Origin of the sequence: Pseudomonas sp. NY15463, from assembly GCF_048068415.1 — a bacterium.
GTDB lineage: Bacteria > Pseudomonadota > Gammaproteobacteria > Pseudomonadales > Pseudomonadaceae > Aquipseudomonas > Aquipseudomonas mosselii_C.
The window spans coordinates 158,037-175,380 of sequence record NZ_JBLUQD010000003.1 but is presented as its reverse complement, the minus strand read 5'-3'; the positions used below and the strand labels follow the sequence as shown (position 1 = coordinate 175,380).

General features: G+C 62.3%; 16 protein-coding genes. 8 read left to right on the top strand and 8 right to left on the bottom strand.

Going from position 1 to position 17,344, the window contains the following annotated elements; all coding sequences use genetic code 11:
* Positions 1-229: 229 nt before the first annotated feature.
* The 3 genes from uvrD (at position 230) to ACNFIC_RS08650 (ending at position 3,960) form a co-directional block, all read left to right on the top strand.
* Positions 230-2,413 (top strand): DNA helicase II, encoded by a 2,184-nt coding sequence (uvrD, locus tag ACNFIC_RS08660; RefSeq protein WP_416780782.1) that lies wholly within the window; start codon positions 230-232, stop codon positions 2,411-2,413.
* Positions 2,414-2,586: 173 nt separating this feature from the next.
* Positions 2,587-3,438, top strand: coding sequence for a Tim44 domain-containing protein (locus ACNFIC_RS08655; RefSeq protein ID WP_138220738.1), 852 nt, complete (start codon positions 2,587-2,589; stop codon positions 3,436-3,438).
* Positions 3,439-3,552: 114 nt separating this feature from the next.
* Positions 3,553-3,960, top strand: a complete 408-nt coding sequence (locus ACNFIC_RS08650; RefSeq protein WP_138220739.1) for an SMI1/KNR4 family protein — start codon at positions 3,553-3,555, stop codon at positions 3,958-3,960.
* A 139-nt stretch (positions 3,961-4,099) separates the two neighbouring features.
* Here the strand turns inward: ACNFIC_RS08650 and ACNFIC_RS08645 are convergent, their stop codons facing one another.
* Complete coding sequence (locus ACNFIC_RS08645; protein ID WP_138220740.1) at positions 4,100-5,860, bottom strand: cation:proton antiporter; 1,761 nt, start codon at positions 5,858-5,860, stop codon at positions 4,100-4,102.
* A gap of 324 nt (positions 5,861-6,184) precedes the next feature.
* On the opposite strand from ACNFIC_RS08645, the gene ACNFIC_RS08640 reads away from it, so the two are divergent.
* Complete coding sequence (locus ACNFIC_RS08640; RefSeq protein WP_138220741.1) at positions 6,185-6,670, top strand: acyl-CoA thioesterase; 486 nt, start codon at positions 6,185-6,187, stop codon at positions 6,668-6,670.
* 106 nt (positions 6,671-6,776) lie between these two features.
* Here the strand turns inward: ACNFIC_RS08640 and pdxY are convergent, their stop codons facing one another.
* Positions 6,777-7,649, bottom strand: a complete 873-nt coding sequence (gene pdxY / locus ACNFIC_RS08635; RefSeq protein ID WP_138220742.1) for a pyridoxal kinase PdxY — start codon at positions 7,647-7,649, stop codon at positions 6,777-6,779.
* 119 nt (positions 7,650-7,768) lie between these two features.
* Between pdxY and ACNFIC_RS08630 the strand changes: the two genes are divergently transcribed.
* Positions 7,769-8,161, top strand: coding sequence for a DUF3301 domain-containing protein (locus tag ACNFIC_RS08630; protein WP_138220743.1), 393 nt, complete (start codon positions 7,769-7,771; stop codon positions 8,159-8,161).
* Here ACNFIC_RS08630 and ACNFIC_RS08625 read toward each other — a convergent pair whose 3' ends face one another.
* The 3 genes from ACNFIC_RS08625 to zigA all read right to left on the bottom strand — a co-directional run bounded on the left by ACNFIC_RS08625 (position 8,162) and on the right by zigA (position 11,057).
* Entirely contained in the window at positions 8,162-9,136 is a 975-nt protein-coding gene (locus ACNFIC_RS08625) for a CobW family GTP-binding protein (RefSeq protein WP_416780778.1), read from the bottom strand. It abuts the gene before it with no gap.
* An 83-nt stretch (positions 9,137-9,219) separates the two neighbouring features.
* Positions 9,220-9,813, bottom strand: a complete 594-nt coding sequence (locus ACNFIC_RS08620; RefSeq protein WP_416780980.1) for a DUF1826 domain-containing protein — start codon at positions 9,811-9,813, stop codon at positions 9,220-9,222.
* Between the two features lie 35 nt (positions 9,814-9,848).
* The gene (gene zigA, locus ACNFIC_RS08615) at positions 9,849-11,057 is read right to left on the bottom strand and encodes a zinc metallochaperone GTPase ZigA (protein ID WP_416780776.1); all 1,209 of its coding nucleotides are present in this window, start codon (positions 11,055-11,057) and stop codon (positions 9,849-9,851) included.
* Positions 11,058-11,171: 114 nt separating this feature from the next.
* On the opposite strand from zigA, the gene ACNFIC_RS08610 reads away from it, so the two are divergent.
* The gene (locus ACNFIC_RS08610; RefSeq protein WP_138220747.1) at positions 11,172-11,546 is read left to right on the top strand and encodes a glutamine synthetase; all 375 of its coding nucleotides are present in this window, start codon (positions 11,172-11,174) and stop codon (positions 11,544-11,546) included.
* Between the two features lie 23 nt (positions 11,547-11,569).
* Complete coding sequence (folE2, locus tag ACNFIC_RS08605; protein WP_416780773.1) at positions 11,570-12,451, top strand: GTP cyclohydrolase FolE2; 882 nt, start codon at positions 11,570-11,572, stop codon at positions 12,449-12,451.
* Here folE2 and ACNFIC_RS08600 read toward each other — a convergent pair whose 3' ends face one another.
* A complete protein-coding gene (locus tag ACNFIC_RS08600) occupies positions 12,452-12,979 on the bottom strand; it encodes a DUF3617 domain-containing protein (protein WP_416780771.1) in 528 nt (175 codons plus the stop codon). It lies immediately after the preceding gene.
* A 130-nt stretch (positions 12,980-13,109) separates the two neighbouring features.
* Here ACNFIC_RS08600 and cls point away from each other — a divergent pair, with 130 nt between their 5' ends.
* On the top strand, positions 13,110-14,549 hold the full coding sequence (cls, locus tag ACNFIC_RS08595) for a cardiolipin synthase (protein WP_138220750.1): 1,440 nt from the start codon (positions 13,110-13,112) through the stop codon (positions 14,547-14,549).
* A gap of 43 nt (positions 14,550-14,592) precedes the next feature.
* Here cls and cfaB read toward each other — a convergent pair whose 3' ends face one another.
* The gene (cfaB, locus tag ACNFIC_RS08590) at positions 14,593-15,777 is read right to left on the bottom strand and encodes a C17 cyclopropane fatty acid synthase CfaB (RefSeq protein WP_416780769.1); all 1,185 of its coding nucleotides are present in this window, start codon (positions 15,775-15,777) and stop codon (positions 14,593-14,595) included.
* Positions 15,778-16,111: 334 nt separating this feature from the next.
* Positions 16,112-17,344 (bottom strand): cyanide-forming glycine dehydrogenase subunit HcnC, encoded by a 1,233-nt coding sequence (gene hcnC, locus ACNFIC_RS08585; RefSeq protein ID WP_138220752.1) that lies wholly within the window; start codon positions 17,342-17,344, stop codon positions 16,112-16,114.

Genomic DNA, 17,344 nt, shown 5'->3' with positions numbered 1-17,344 from the left:
TCTTGTTGTGTTCTTGATATGGCTGACCGCAAATGTGCAGGGAGCATACACAAGCGTCGCGCCGGACCAAACTGCTGTACGTCATGATCTCGAAAATGTCTCGCCCGTCTAAGTGCGACCGCTCAACCACGCGGCCCGCGCTGGCACACCGATGAACGGTCGAGCCGACGCCGGATGATTTACGCAGGGGGCGTTTGCCCCTGCCCCCGCACGGCCCTAGAATGGCTGGATGCACACAGATGACCTCTCCCTCCTGCTGAACTCCCTCAACGACGCTCAACGCCAGGCCGTAGCGGCCCCGGTGGGGCGCCAACTCGTGCTGGCCGGCGCTGGCTCGGGCAAGACCCGCGTGCTGGTGCACCGTATCGCCTGGCTGATCCAGGTCGAACAGGCCTCGCCGCACTCGATCTTGTCGGTGACCTTCACCAACAAGGCCGCCGCCGAGATGCGCCAGCGTATCGAGCAACTGCTGGGCATCAACCCGGCCGGCATGTGGGTAGGCACGTTCCACGGCCTGGCGCACCGCCTGTTGCGCGCACACTGGCAGGAAGCGGGGCTGGTGCAGAATTTCCAGATTCTCGACAGCGACGACCAACAGCGCCTGATCAAGCGCGTGATGCGTGAGCTCGGTCTGGATGAGCAGAAATGGCCGGCCCGTCAGGCCCAGTGGTTCATCAACGGGCAGAAGGACGAGGGCCTGCGCCCGCGCCATATCCAAGCCAGTGGCGACCTGTTCCTGAGCACCATGCGCGATGTCTACGCCGCCTACGAGCAGGCCTGCGAGCGCGCCGGGGTGATCGACTTCTCCGAGCTGCTGCTGCGTGCACTCGACCTGTGGCGTGACCAGCCTGGCCTGCTGCAGCACTACCAGCGCCGCTTCCGCCATATTCTGGTGGACGAGTTCCAGGATACCAACGCCGTGCAGTACGCCTGGCTGCGCCTGCTCGGCGCCGGGGGCGACAGCCTCATGGCGGTGGGTGACGACGACCAGTCGATTTACGGCTGGCGCGGGGCGAAGATCGAGAACATCCATCAGTACACCGCCGACTTCCCCGACGCAGAGATGATCCGCCTGGAGCAGAACTACCGCTCCACCGGCGGCATCCTAAAGGCCGCCAACGCCCTGATCGCCAACAACAGTGGCCGCCTGGGCAAGGAGCTGTGGACCGACATGGGCGAAGGCGAGCCGCTGACGCTCTACGCCGCCTACAACGAGCACGACGAAGCGCGCTACGTGGTCGAGACCATCGAAAGCCTGATCAAGCAAGGCAACGCGCGTAACGAAGTAGCCATCCTGTACCGCTCCAACGCCCAGTCGCGGGTGCTCGAAGAGGCCCTGCTGCGCGAGCGCATTCCATACCGCATCTATGGCGGCCAGCGCTTCTTCGAACGTGCCGAAATCAAGAACGCCATGGCCTACCTGCGCCTGCTCGAAGGCCGCGGCAACGACGCAGCGCTCGAACGGGTCATCAACGTGCCGCCTCGTGGCATTGGCGAGAAGACCGTCGAGGCGATCCGCGACCACGCCCGCCACAGCCAGCTATCGATGTGGGAAGCCATGTGCCAGTTGCTCGCTGCCAAGGCCCTCAAGGGCCGTGCCGCCAGCGCGTTGGGCGCGTTCATCGAACTGATCGAGAGCCTCGCGGCGAAAGTCGCGGACATGCCGCTGCACCTGATGACCCAGACGGTCATCGAGCAGTCCGGGCTGATCATCTATCACCAGGAAGAAAAGGGCGAGAAAGGCCAGGCACGCGTAGAAAACCTTGAGGAACTGGTCAGCGCAGCGCGCAACTTCGAGACCACCGACGAGGACGAAGACTTGTCGCCGTTGTCGGCCTTCCTGGGTCATGCCTCGCTCGAAGCCGGCGACACCCAGGCCGACGAACATGAAGACAGCATCCAGCTCATGACCCTGCACAGTGCCAAGGGTCTCGAGTTCCACTATGTATTCCTGGTCGGCATGGAAGAGGGCCTGTTCCCGCACAAGATGAGCCTCGAAGAACCGGGCCGCCTTGAAGAAGAGCGTCGCCTGGCCTACGTCGGCATCACCCGGGCCATGCGCCAGCTGATCATGACCTATGCCGAAACCCGCCGTCTGTATGGCAGCGAGACCTATAACAAGGTGTCGCGCTTCGTGCGCGAGATTCCGCCGGGGCTGGTGCAGGAAGTGCGCCTGTCCAATAGCGTCAGCCGTCCGTTCGGCGGTGCCAAGGCGCCGGCCAGCAATCTGTTCGCCAATGCCAATATTCCGCAGACGGCCTTCAACCTCGGCCAGCGCGTGCAGCATGCTGTGTTCGGCGAAGGCGTGATCCTCAACTTCGAGGGTTCTGGCGCCCAGGCCCGCGTGCAGGTGAACTTCGCCGAAGGCAGCAAGTGGCTGATGCTGGGTTACGCCAAGCTCGAAGCCCTCTGAGGTGCGCCCGCTCCGTTGGAGCGGGCCCGCCGCCTTTGTTGAACCTTCATACAGCCGCTGTCCAACTTTCCGACTGTTAGGCAAAAGCTCGAAACATCTTGTCGCTGGTCATGTCTGCCCCTTCATGTGCACCATGGCGCGCGTGCAATCCACAAAATGGGAACCCCCAACTTATGCAACGTTTTCTTAGCATCGCTCTGGCGCTCTGCGTCAGCCTGACGCTGAGCCTCGACGCCAACGCCGCCAAGCGCTTCGGTGGCGGCAAGAGCTCGGGCTCCGCGCCGATCCACCAAACCCGCCAGGCCGCACCGGCCACGCCAGCTGCCGCCCCGACCGCTCCGGGCCGTGCCCCTGCCGCCGCCAGCGGCGCTTCGCGCTGGTTGGGCCCTCTGGCCGGTATCGCCGCCGGGGGCCTGCTGGCCTCCATGTTCATGGGTGACGGCTTCGAGGGTATGCAGATCCTCGACTTCCTGCTGATGGGCCTGGTTGCCTTCCTGGTGTTCCGCTTCATTGCCGCGCGTCGTCGTCAGCAGCAGCCGCAAGTCGCTGCCGCCGGCCACGCGCCGTATCAGCGTGAAGTGCAGCCTCAGGCCGCACCGCAGTCGATCTTCGGTGGTTCCGCAGCCCCTGCTGCCGCCCCAGTGATCAATGCGCCAGCCTGGTTCAACGAGGCCAGCTTCCTGGCCGCCGCCCGTTCGCACTTCCAGTCGCTGCAGCAGCACTGGGACGCCAACGAGATGGACAAGATCGCCGAATTCGTCACCCCGCAGATGCTTGAGTTCCTCAAGCGCGAGCGTGCCGAGCAAGGCGATGGCTTCCAGTCCACCTACATCGACGACCTTGATGTGCAACTGGAAGGCGTCGAAGATCGCGCCGACAAGACCATCGCCACCCTCACCTTCCGTGGCGTGTCGAAGTCCTCGCGTTTCGACCAAGGCGAAGCGTTCAACGAAAGCTGGCACATGGAACGCGCCCAGGGCGAAAACCAGCCCTGGATGCTGGCCGGTATCCGCCAGAACGGTTAACCGCCGCACGTTGCACACAAAACCCCGGGCCTGTCCCGGGGTTTTTGCTTTTGCCAGAGCGGGCTACTAGGGTATAACGCGCAGCGTTGTCATCAAGGCTAGAGGACGTGAACCGTGGAAGAAGTGATCGAACAACTCCGAGAAGCAAGCGAGCCGGTACCGGTACCGCTCGAACTTCCCGATGAAGATCAACTGGTCGAAATCGAAGAACAGCTGTTCATCAACATTCCTTTCGTATTCAAGGAATACCTGCTCACTGTTAGCGATGTCGTCTATGGCAGCTTGGAGCCGGTGACCGTTACAGACCCACAATCGCATACCTACCTGCCAGACGTGGCCGCCAACGCCTGGGATGCCGGCGTACCGCGCGACCTCATCCCGCTCTGCCAGGACGGCGACGACTACTATTGCGTGGAAGAAGACGGCACCGTGGTGCTGTGGTCCGGCGATGAAGAAATCGTCACCGAGGAGAGCTGGGAATCGGTTTGGCACTGGGCCCGGGACGTCTGGCTGGAAAGCTGAATGAGCATTATCCGCATAAAATAGTAGCCCATGGCCACCAACTGCGTAAAATCGCCAGGCTTTCTGCGCCTGGCGACATCGCTACCGCTCCATCCCCTCGGACGACGATGAAATCTTGCGCAGAAAGCGCTCGTTACGCTCAATGCGAATGATCGCGGTGGTTCTCCAGCGTCTCCAGCAAGGCAATCTGCATGCGTGTATGCACGCGGATGAACCAGCGCCATAGCAGGGCTACCACCCCCGCCGCCACCACCACGATGATCAGCAGCAGCTCGCTGGTCGGCAAGATGCTCGCCGACAGCGCCGCCAGCAGCAGGAAGATCACCAACAGCGACAACAGCGGAATCACCTCGGCGATCACCCGGCGCACACGCTGGGTATGACGCCCGGCCATCTCCGGCTTGACGCCCATTTCCGCCAGCAGCATCGACAGTGCCTTGAGCTTGCGGTACGCCGCGATCAGGAACGGCAGCGACAGCAGCAGCGCCGCGCCCCAGATCAGCGCCTTCTGCTGGCCGACGTCGACCACCCATTCACTCAGCCAAGCCGCGATGCGCCCGGCAAAGTAGCCGCCGCTGAAGAAGATTGCGATCACCAGCGCGAGATTGACCCCCACCTGCAACAGGATGCGCCGGATCATCGCCGCCAGCATGGCACCTTCACCCTGGGGCTGGATGCTGCGCAGCCATTCGCCGTACAACGACAGTACCCGGGACAGACGACTAGGGACGACCTTACCTAGGCGAATCGACAGCGGATCCGCCGCGCGGATCAGGTACGGCGTCAACAAGGTGGTGATGGCCGACACTGCGACGGCAACCGGGTAGAGGAAGTCGCTGGTGACCTGCAAGGTCATGCCCAGCGCCGCGATGATGAACGAAAATTCGCCAATCTGTGAAAGCCCCATGCCGACGCGCAGCGAGGTGCGTCCATCGTTGCCGGCAATGAACGCGCCCATGCCGCACGAGAGCATCTTGCCTAGCACCACGGCCAGGGTGATCACCATGATCGGCCAGGCATACTCGATCAGAATCGCAGGGTCGATCATCAGGCCGATGGCGACGAAGAAAATGGCACTGAACAGGTCGCGAACCGGCTCGATCAAACGTTCGATCTTCAGCAGCTCGCGAGATTCGGCCATGATCGCGCCGATCAGGAAGGCGCCCAGCACCATGCTGTACTCGAGCTTGACCACCAGCAGGCAGAAACCGAAGCACAGCCCCAGCACGGTGATCAGCAGCATCTCGTTGCTTTCGAACTTGGCCACATAGGCCAACAAGCGTGGCACCAGCAGAATACCGATCACCAGCGCGACGATCATGAACAGCGATAGCTTGCCGACGGTGGAGAACACTTCACCCGAACTCACCGTGCCGCTGACGGCGATACCCGACAGCAGCGCGATGATGCCAATGCCGAGGATGTCCTCGACGATCAATACCCCGAAGATCAGCTGGGCGAAGCGCTCGTTCTTCATCTTCAGGTCATTGAGCGCCTTGACGATGATGGTGGTCGAAGAGATCGCCAGGATCGCGCCGAGGAACAGCGAGTCCATGGTGCTCCAGCCGAACCAGCGGCCGATCTCGAAGCCGATCCAGATCATCAGGACGATTTCCAGGAACGCCGCGATGAACGCCGTGGCGCCCACCTTGAACAACTTGCGCAGGCTGAATTCCAGGCCCAGGCAGAACATCAGGAAGATCACGCCCAGTTCGGCGAGGGTCTTGATCGTGTCCTCATCATGGATAAGCCCGAAAGGTGGGGTGTGCGGGCCAATGATGAAGCCAGCGACGATATAGCCCAGCACCACTGGCTGCTTGAGACGATGGAAGAGAATGGTCACCACCCCGGCGACCAGCATGATCACTGCCAGGTCCTGGATGAAGCTGATGGCATGCATGGCGTGAATACTCCTTGTCTCGATGCACGGGCCGACCACTCCTCTGCCAGATCGCTCTGAAACTGGAAGCAGACACATACTGTAGTGATAGGTGGAAAAGCCCACGTTGCATGGGTGCTGTCAGGTTAACATTGCGTCTCGCTGCACATTGCCTGTGCAATATGCGGAAACAGATCGGCAGATCCAGCGCCGTTGGTGGCAAGATCGGCGTGACGACGGCGCGTCAGGCGACGTCCCGTAACAGGATGGGAAACCTCAAAGAGGGGAACAGAAGTGTCAGCAGATACCCGCCCCGTTTCAGCGCAACCTCACCGTGAGCTCACTATGGAACCTGGAAACGCCCAGTTGTCGATGACTGTCCTGATGACCCCGGACATGGCCAACTTCTCTGGCAACGTACATGGCGGCACCCTGCTCAAGTATCTCGATGAAGTTGCCTACGCTTGCGCGAGCCGCTATGCCGGCAGCTACTGCGTGACCCTGTCGGTGGACCAGGTGATCTTCCGCGAGCCCGTGCACGTGGGCGAGCTGGTGACATTCCTGGCCTCGGTCAACTACACCGGCAATACGTCGATGGAAGTAGGCATCAAGGTGGTGACCGAGAATATCCGCGAGCGCTCGGTACGCCATTCCAACAGTTGCTTCTTTACCATGGTCGCGGTGGACGATAACCGCCGCCCGGTGCAGGTCCCTCCCCGCCAGCCCGAAACCGCCGAAGAGAAGCGCCGCTTCCTGCAAGGCCAGCAGCGCCGCCAGATCCGCCAGGAACTGGAGCAGCGCTACCAGAACCTGAAGGCCGATTCGATCTGATCGGCAACACCACTCGTTGGCTTAACACGGTCTTTGTAGGAGCGGCCTTGCGCCGCGATGGGCTAGGCCCCGGCAAGGCCGCTCCTACAGTGCGCGCCACCTCGGCTCAGAGGTTGATCCGCTGCGCCTCGAAGCGCACCCGCGGATGGGCGATACGGTCCTGGGCCCGCACCGGCTGCAACTCGTAGCTGGCGCAGGCCTGGGTTTCGAGCAGCACCTCATGCACGGCAGCTGCCGTGAACTCGAAGGCCTGCACCCAGTCATCGCCCAGCAGCACGCGGGCCAGGAACAGGCCCGAGGTCAGATCGCCAACGCCCACTGGCTGGCGCGGGAAGGCCAGCAGCGGCCTGCGCAGGTGCCAGCTGCCTTGGGCGCTCACCAGCAACATCTCGAACGCATCCTGCGCACGACCGGGGTAGTTCAGGTGCTTGACCAGCACCACCTTTGGTCCACGGGCCAGTAGGCTGCGGGCCATGCCCACGCAGTCCGCCAGCGACTCGGCGCGGCGGCCACAAAAGCTGTCCAGCTCCAGTTGGTTGGGGCAGAGGATATCGGCCTGTGCCACGGCCTCGTAGAGCAGGAAGTCGCTGACCTCGGCCGGAACCACGCAACCCTTCTCGGCATGCCCCATCACCGGATCGCACAGGTACAGCGCCTTGGGGTTGGCGGCCTTGATCCGCGCCACCCCAGCCAGGATCGCCCGGCCCTGCTCGGCACTGCCCAGGTACCCCGACAGCACGGCGTCACAGTTGCCCAACTCGCCGATATTGCAAATGCCTTCCACCAACGCAGGAATTTGCGCTGGGGCGAGCACTTCTCCGGCCCACTGTCCATACTGAGTGTGGTTGGAGAACTGTACGGTGTTGAGCGGCCAGACATTGACCCCCACCCGCTGCATGGGAAACACCGCGGCGCTGTTGCCGGCGTGCCCGAAGACGACGTGGGACTGGATGGCGAGCAGGTGCGGCGTACGTTTCATGCAGGAAGTTTCCGAAACCATGTGAAAAATGTGCGGCCCGCAGTATGAACCCGAATGCCATCTGTACGACAGGCCAGAGACGCAGTTAAGCTGGATCGACCTGTCTGGAGCGAACGCAAATGCTGACCCTGGAAAACCTTTTCGTCCTGATGCTGGTGGCGACCGCAGGCGCCTGGCTGTGGCACAACCATGGGCTGCGCGAAAAGGCCCTGGCGCGGGTCAAGCAACATTGCGCCAAGCTCGACCTGGAACTGCTCGACGACGCGGTGGCGCTCAAGCGCATCGGCTTCGTGCGTGACGCTAACGGCAAGAAACGCCTGGCGCGCATCTACAACTTCGAGTTCACGGTCACCGGCGAGCAGCGCCACCCCGGCACGGTCACCCAGTTCGGGGCACACACCCTGCACATCGAGCTGGCTCCCTACCCGTTCGAGATCAAGACCCCACCACGTACCGACAATGTGATCGAGATGCAGCAGTGGCGCCAGGAACATAACCGCTGGCGCAACTGATCAGCTGTGCAGCCTGCACGCTGCCAGCCCCGCTTGCAGGTCTGCCAAAGGCTGTGGCGCATCGAAGATCAGCTCCAGGCGTGAATCCTTGCGCCATTCGCTCGGCTGCCACTGCACATCGGCACCCGCGAGGCTGTTGAACGACTGCCACCCGCCCGGACTGTGGATAACCCCCTTGGCACGCTGCCACGCCCAGTGATGCAGAAAGCGTTGTAGGTGCGCCAGATCGAAGCGCTGCGTCGGGTGCCAGCGCCAACCGACACTCCAGCCGCCCTCGCCTGCCTGCGCCTGGCAAATTGGCTGAGTGGGGTCTGTCCACAATGCAGCCGGGACGATAGGTGAGTTGTCCACAGGCAGCCTGGAAAGCGCGGCTGTACGCTCGCCGACGGTGGAAAAACCTGGCAGCAGATTCAGCGGCAAAGTACCTTGGGTAGTCCAAAACGCCCGAATGTCCGGCAAGGCCTTGGTTATCAACAGGCGATGCGCGTCGTCCACAGAGTCCGACTTGTTGAATACCAGCAGCGCAGTCATTGCCAATGCCGCTTGCTGAGCCTGCGCCAGACGCTCACCGCGCGCCAGCGCTTGAGCGTCCAGCACCATCAGCAGAGGCTGCACAGCCAACACTCCCGCCCAAGGCGACTGCCCCAGCTGCTGCAACAGTTGAAGCGGATGGCCGAGCCCCGAGGGCTCGATGAACACCCGGTCCGGTCGGGCTTTGCGCAGTAGTCGACCCAAGCCGACCTGAAAGGGCATGCCGTTGACACAACACAGGCAACCGCCAGCCACCTCGCCAATGGCGATACCGTCGTCATCGCACGCCAGCAAGGCAGCATCCAGACCAACCTGGCCGAACTCGTTGACCAGCACCGCCCAGCGCTCGCTGGCCGGGCGTTGTGCCAACAGGTGACGAATCAGGCTGGTCTTGCCGGCGCCCAGGGGCCCGGCGATCACGTGGGTGGGAATGTTCTGCAACATCGTCAGGTGGCACCTTGTAAGAGCGACGGCGTGCCCGCGATAGGAGCATTGAACGCGTCGCGGGGCAAGCCACGGCTGTCCCCTCAGCCCAACCAATCCAAGCTCAACAATAAGCGGCGTTGGCCAACAGGGGTCAGCGGGGACCGGTGGATAAGCCCCCGGCCCTCGTTGCCTTGCCACTTCTCACCCTTGAGCAATGCCACCTCGCCAGTCAACAGACGCTGAATGTTATCCACAGGCGGCGGAGCGCTGAGCAGGCGTCGTCGATCGATCATGCCCTCTTCAAGCCATTCGCTCCCCGCACCGCTGTAGGTGGTCAACAATCGCAGCGGCACATGGTCCACGTGAAAACGTGGGCACATGGCGCCGTCCAGCACCCGCAGGCGCAAGCCAATGCGGCGGGCCCCCAGCAGGCAGGTGTACGCCGCCACCAGCCACTCGACGTCGGCGACGAATCCTGCATAGCCATGCAGGTCGGCCGCCTCACGCAGCAAGCCCTCAAGGCGAGGCGGCTGTTGCTCGTCCACATCGATTTCTCGCTCGTCGGCCAGCGCCTGGCCCAGGCTGAGCACCAGCGCAGCGAAATCCTCGACTTGGGCCGGCAACTGCCGCTGCCAGATGGCCAAATTGACGTCGTCGCGCAAAATATCGGTCATCACCTGCGCCGAAGTCGCCATCACCTGGCAGATATCCACAGACTTGGGCGCCAACCTCACGCTGCCATCTCCTCGACCCAGGGACCGAACGGGTCCGCCAAGCCCCGCCAGGCCATCGGACCGAGAGCCATTTCCTCGTCGCTGAGCAAACAGGCTTCCAGCGCTGTGGATAATTTTTCGAAGTCGATGTTCTGCCCGATGAACACCAGCTCCTGCCGGCAATCACCGCTCTCGGCGGACCAGTGCTTGAGGATTTCTACGGTGTCGGCCTCATCCTGTGGCCACTGCTCCCGTGGCACGAACCGCCACCAACGCCCGGCCAGGCCATGGCGCATCATGCCGCCAGCCTGCGACCAACTCCCAGCCTCCTGGTACTTGCTGGCCAGCCAGAAGAATCCCTTGGAGCGCAGCAGCCGACCGTTGCTCCACGGCTTGTGGATAAAGTCGAAGAAGCGCTGCGGATGCAGGGGACGACGGGCCTGCCAGGTGGTAGCGGCAATGCCGTACTCCTCGGTCTCCGGGAGGTGCGTGCCGCGCAACTCCTGAAGCCACCCCGGCGCCTGGGCAGCCTGCTCGAAGTCGAACAGACCGGTGTCGAGGATGCGCGACAAAGCCACCTGACCCATCACCATCGGAACGATCTGCGCTCGAGGGTTGAGGCGACGCAGGATAGCCATGAGTTCTTCACGCTCAGCTTGGCTGATCAAGTCGATCTTGCTCAGCAACAACACATCGGCGAACTCTACCTGCTCGATCAACAAGTCGCTGATCGAACGCTCGTCCTCCTCGCCCAAGGTTTCACCGCGGCTCGCCAAGCTGTCGGCCGCCTGATAATCGTTCAGGAAGTTCAGGCCATCGACCACCGTGACCATCGTGTCCAAGCGCGCCATGTCCGATAGGCTGCGACCTTGCTCGTCACGGAAGGTGAACGTCTCGGCCACCGGCAGCGGCTCGGAAATACCGGTCGATTCGATCAGCAGGTAATCGAAGCGGCCCTCGCGTGCCAAGCGTGCCACCTCTTCCAGCAGGTCTTCGCGCAAGGTGCAGCAGATGCAGCCGTTGCTCATCTCCACCAGCTTCTCTTCAGCGCGGTTCAAACTGACGTTGCGCTGCACCTCGCTGGCATCGATGTTGATTTCGCTCATGTCATTGACGATCACCGCGACGCGCAAGTTGTCGCGGTTACGCAGGACATGGTTGAGCAATGTGCTCTTGCCGGCACCGAGGAAGCCGGAAAGTACGGTGACAGGTAAGCGGTTGGGCATGGCGGACCTCATCGGGCAGGTGCATTCGAAACGATGCGTTGCACAATGTTATAGTGTAACAATACACTTTGGCCAAGCCGTTCCCACCGAACGGTTGTCTGGAGAGCGTCATCGATGAAATTGTCCTGTGCCTTGGCACTGCTGGCCGCACTGCCGCTGCCCTTATTCGCCATGCCCCGCACCGACCTGGCGCTGTGCACGCGCAGCGCGACCCTACTCGCCTGCCAGGACCACAAAGGCAATTACTACAGCGTGCGTACCGAAGGCAGCACCTTCTACCTGCGCGGCTACGAGCAGGCCAGCAAGCGCCTGTGGGCACAGACCAACAGCCGCTATGGCGCGTTGACCTTCTTCACCGGCCTGGCCAGCGACGGCGAGGCCTGGGTCGGGTACAGCCGGCGCATCGGCTGGACCACGCTCAACCGTGTATCCAGCTCCAGCGGCCAGCGCTTCGATCTTCATTGCAGCCTCATCGGCGGTTGCCGCTGAAATTACCTTCCAGGATGTATGCCATGACCCACTTCACCCTCCCTGATATCGCCGCACAAAGCAGCGAGCAATCCCTGCCCCTGGATTGGGTGGGGATGTGCGGTATCGCCCTGCCCGTACAGTTCGAAGGACGACACCTGAACGCATACGCCGACGCCGGCGTCAGCCTGGATGAGGGCAGTGCCCGCGGCATTCATATGTCGCGGTTGTACCTGGCACTGGAACGGCTGGAACAGCAAGCCTTGAGCAGGCCGTTGCTGCATCAGGTGCTGGAGTGTTTTCTGGCCAGCCACGAAGGCCTTGCAAGACGCGCCTACCTGCGCCTGCGGTTCGCTCACATGCTCAAACGCGCCGCACTGGTCAGCCCGCTGGCCGGCTGGAAGCAGTATCCGGTCAGCCTCGATGCACGCCTGGAAGACGAAATGTTCCACGTGGAACTATCCGTAGACATCCCCTACTCCTCCACCTGTCCCTGTTCGGCGGCCCTCGCCCGGCAACTGATTCAGGCGCAATTCGAGCGGGACTTCACGGCCAGCACACTGGAGCGGCACCGCGTACACCAATGGCTGGGCAGCAGCACCGGCATCGTCGCCACACCCCACAGCCAGCGCAGCTTGGCCAAGCTACAGGTGCGTCTCGACGCCGATGAGTTTCGGCTCACCGAGCTGATTGACCAGGCTGAAGCTGCTCTCGGCACTGCGGTGCAGACGGCAGTAAAACGCGCGGACGAGCAGGCATTCGCTTTGGCCAACGGCCAAAACCTGATGTTCTGTGAGGATGCGGCGCGGCGCCTGCACCTGGCCTTGCGCCAGGCGGATGGGGTCAGCGGATTCCGGCTGCGCGTGGAGCATGCAGAGAGCCTGCATGCCCACGACGCGGTGGCCACCAGTCAGTGGCGCTGGTAATCAGGTGTGCGGCTTCACGCTACCGCAATCACTGCCCAGCCAGACCGCCCGGGTGTCCATGCTGCCCTGCTGTTGCACACCAGAGGCATTGAAGGTGCCGTTCACCTTGGTCAGGAATTCACGGTCGCTGAGGAAGGTCGCCTGCCCCTGTCCCTGAGCCTTGGGGCAGCTGAACTGGAACTTCCACACATTACCCGTGCGTTCGGTAATCTTCTGAGTGCAGCCGGACTGGGGATCCTGCAGCGGGATGTCATCGGTCTTGACCTGCTCCGGTGTCAGGCACGAGCGCACGCCCTTGCCGGCCACGGTGATGCCTTGCTTGGCCAGCACACCCTCCATCATCGCCCGTTGCTCGGGCGGCAGGTTCTTCAGCTGGCCTAGCATGAACTCCATGTCCGGCAGCGGCTTGCCATCGACCTGCATGTTGCTGGTGGTCAGCTCCCACAAGCCGGGTTGCAACATCTGCGCGTGCACCAACGGGCTACCTAATCCCAGGATCAGGGCAAGCAGTGGCAGACGATTCTTCATGGATCAACGCTCCTCGAAATACCGGCACTGGCCGGACTGTGCCGTTAGACGTCATTTTAGCCCGCAGGTTGCAGCCACCCCCATGAACGTGATCTGTTAGGCAGCAGTACTCTCGGCAAGCAGGATGCGTATGGATTACCACAGCCCCTACTTCTTCGGTTACGTGCTCGGCCTGATCCATCTCATCGGCATCATCGCGGCCTTGCACGCGGTGTTCACCGTGCGTACTGCCCAAGGCGCGATCGCCTGGGCAATGCCACTGTTCTTCATTCCCTATCTGGCGCTGATCCCATATCTGGTCTTCGGCGCCCGTTCGTTCTATGCGTATATCCAGGCGCGACGTCAGGCCAACCAGGAAATGCACGTGGCTATGGCCAGCCTCAACTGGCGACCTTGGGTCGAGGAGGCCCTGACCGCTCGCGAGTCGGACAGCTATGCGGCGCTGCGCGCGATGCCCAAGCTGGGGCGCATGCCATGCCTGGCCAACAACCAGGTCAAGCTGCTGATCGATGGCAAGGCAACCTTCGAGGCGATCTTCGCCGCCATTGAGCATGCCCACGACACGGTACTGGTGCAGTTTTTCATCATCCATGACGACGTACTTGGCCAGCAGTTACAGCAGCTGTTGCTGCGCAAGGCCGCCGAAGGGGTGCGGGTGTACGTGCTGTACGACCGGGTCGGCAGCCATGCCCTGCCCGCGCGCTACAGCCAGACCCTGCGCGACGGCGGCGTGCAGATCCAGGCGTTCGCCACGCGCCGAGGCTGGTTCAACCGCTTTCAGGTCAACTTCCGCAACCATCGCAAGATCGTGGTGGTAGATGGCCTGACAGGATTTCTGGGTGGGCATAATGTGGGTGACGAGTACTTGGGGGGCCACCCACAGCTATCGCCTTGGCGCGACACGCATGTTCAGATCAGCGGTCCGGTGCTGGCCTGTTTGCAGGAGTCGTTCGCCGAAGACTGGTATTGGGCCACGCGTCAGTTGCCACCGCTGATTCTCCCCGACACATACCCTGAGGATGGCGTCCTCTGCCAGGCCCTGGCCAGCGGCCCGGCCGACCCACAGGAGACCTGCGCGCTGTTCTTCCTCGAAGCCATTCACTCGGCCTCCCACCGGGTATGGATCACCAGCCCATACTTCATCCCCGACGAGGCGGTTTTCGCCGCCCTGCGCCTGGCAGTGCTACGCGGCGTGGATGTGCGCATCCTGATCCCCTCGCGGCCCGATCATCGCATCGTCTACGCCGCGTCCAGCCTGTTCGCCTTCGAGGCGGTACGTGCGGGAGTGCGGATGTTCAGGTATCAGCCGGGTTTCCTGCACCAGAAAGTGGTACTGGTGGACGACGAAGTCAGCGCCATTGGCAGCGCCAACCTGGATAACCGCTCCTTCCGCCTGAATTTCGAGATCACCCTGCTGACCATCGACCGCGCCTTCGCCGATCAGGTCGAGCAGATGCTGCTGCATGACTTCGAGCACGCCAGGGAGATCAGCGCCGAAGACAGTCGCGACACCCATCGCTTGCAACAACTGGGCATGCGTATCGCGCGGCTGATTTCACCGATCCTGTAAGCCTGCGCCGGCCCCGCGCAGGGGCCCGGCAGCGCCCAGGCGATCAGCGATAAAGGTCCTCACGGGTCCACGGTAGGTCATGCCGACCGTCAGCGAACGGCTTCACCGCGAGGATCTGATGCAGGTTGATCCAGCCCTTGGTAAAGGCATAGGCGCAACCGGCCAGGTACAGTCGCCAGATCCGCAAGGTCTTTTCCGGCACCAATGCAGCAGCGCGCTGCAACTGGTTCTCCAGGTTCTCGCTCCAGTGGTTGAGCGTCTTGGCGTAGTGCAGGCGCAGGCTCTCCACATCCACCACCTCCAGGCCTGTCTCGCAGATGCTCGCGGTGATCATCGACAGATGCGGCAACTCCCCATGGGGGAAGACGTAACGGTCGATGAACTCGCCCGCACCACGGCCCACCGGACGGCCATCGATGTGCTTGGCAGTGATGCCGTGGTTCATCACCAAGCCCCCTTCGCGCACCGCACCGAACAGGCGCTGGCAATACAGTGCCAGGTTGGCATGGCCGACGTGCTCGAACATCCCGACGCTGACGACTTTATCGAAGCGGCCGTCCTGCGGCAGGTCGCGGTAATCGAGGATCTGCAAGTCGACCTTGTTGGCCAATCCTTCGTCCTTCACCCGTTGCCGCGCTAGTTTCAGTTGCTCCTTGCTCAAGGTGATGCCGAACACCTTGGCGCCGTACTCGCGGGCAGCGAAGCGCGAAAGGCCGCCCCAGCCGCAGCCGACATCCAGCAGGTAGTCGCCGTCTTGCAGGCGCAGCTTGCGGCACAGGTGGTCGAACTTGTCCTGTTGGGCTTGGGCCAGGGTATTGTCGGGCGCCTTGAAGTAGGCGCAGGAATAGACCATGTCCGGGTCCAGCCATAGCTGGTAGAACGCATTGGAAAGGTCGTAGTGGTAGGAAATCGCCTCAGCGTCCGTGCGCTTGTCGTGAGCGGTGCGCACCGGCAGTACGTCCTGTTCGTCCGTGAGCAGTGCTTCACTGAGTTCGTCGCAGACGCGAATGACCTCGCCGATATCCCCCTCAAGCTCAAGCTTGCCTTCAACGAACGCCGAGCCAAGCTCGTCCAGGTTAGGGTGCGTGAGCTGGCTGATCAGTTGGGGCTCCTTGACCAGTATGGTGACCTGCGGGCTTGGCCCAAGATCGAACTGATTGCCATCCCATAGCTTCACGCGCAAAGGCAAGTGCAGGCTCTGCAACGCAGGTGGAAGTTGCGCAAGCATTCATGACCCTCCCTTCATTCTGGACAGGACATCGCAGCGTTACTGTTGCGACGCCATCGGATGAGGGTAGTTCATTCGTACGAAGTTTCCGGTCATCACGACCGTGCTGCGCAGGGCCTGGAACGCTTGGCCAGCAGATTGTATGCAGCTTATCCCGCTCGGACTGACCTTGCCCACTGCGCTGTCTCACATCCCAGTCGCCACCGGCTCAGAAGCCCTGCACCAGGCGGCGATGGGTGTGGATAGGATGGCGATGCAGATCTGATCCTCTGACGCCGGCCAACATGGGCACGTCGGTGTAAACTGCCGGCGTGCCCGCGTTCTTATTGGCCTTTCACGCCGCCCCGCTGGTGAACCTCGACGCCAGGAACGGCGTGATATCCAGCGGCAACGCCTCATTGTGGATAACTTTGTCCAGCACGACCCCAGTGATCGCCGAGGTCAGAATGCCGGTACGGAAGTGTCCACAGGCATTGAAGTAGCCCGCGACATTATCCACAGGTCCGAGGATCGGCAGCTCGTCCGGCGATCCCGGCCGCAAACCGGCCCAGGTGCGTTTAAGGTTCACCTGCGCCAGCTGAGGCACACAGCGCACGGCACCCTGCACCAACGCACTGATTTCGGGGAAGGTGTTGCTGACATCGAAGCCCTTCTCCTCGGTAGTGCTGCCGATCAGGATTTCACCGTTGTCCTTCTGCGCCATGTAGCAGTCACTGGTGGTGATGCAGCCTTCAAGCAACTTGGGCAGCCGTTCGGTCAGGACGATCTGCCCTTTCACCGGCTTGACCGGAATGCTCTGCCCGGTCGCCCATTCGCTGAGTTGCGCCGCCCAGGCGCCAGCAGCATTGATCAGCGTATCGCAGTGAAACTCGCCCGCCTGCTCGGTGCACACGCCCTGGATACGCCCGCCCTGATGCAGCACGCCACTGACATCGACGTTGGGGTAGAGATCGACACCGTTCTGCCGCGCCGCTTCGAGAAACGCATCGCCCAGGCGAAATGGGCTGACCTGGTGATCGCACAGGAACTCCAGAGCGCCATTGGCCCGCAACGTGACAGCAGGTTCCGCCGCGCGCAGGGCCGCCCGGTCGAGCCAGCGCACCTGATCGGCCAGGTGGGGGATCTGCCGCACGATATGCTCGGCGTAGCATTGATCCTCTTCGTCCTGGAGGATGTACTTGAGCCCGGTACGTTCGAACTTGAAGTCCATGCCGTGACGCTCGATCAGTTCGCGATGCAGCTGTGGATACATCGCATTGGACTGCAACGCAAAATCGAAGAAACAGTCCGGCAGGATATGCGGCGTGCTTGCATCGACCACCACCGCTGCACCGTTGGCCTCGCGCTTGCTGAGCGAGGACATCATGCGAAAGAAAATCACCCCGCAGCCAAGCCCCACTGATTCACCAATGGCCCACAATCCGCCCGCCGACGCACGGGTCGCGTTGCCTGGACGCTTGCTGTCGATCAGCGCGATACGCAAATTGCCGCGCTTGGACAGCTGGTAGGCGCAAGAGGCGCCAATTACACCGCCGCCAGCGATGATGATGTCATAGTGTCTGGTCAT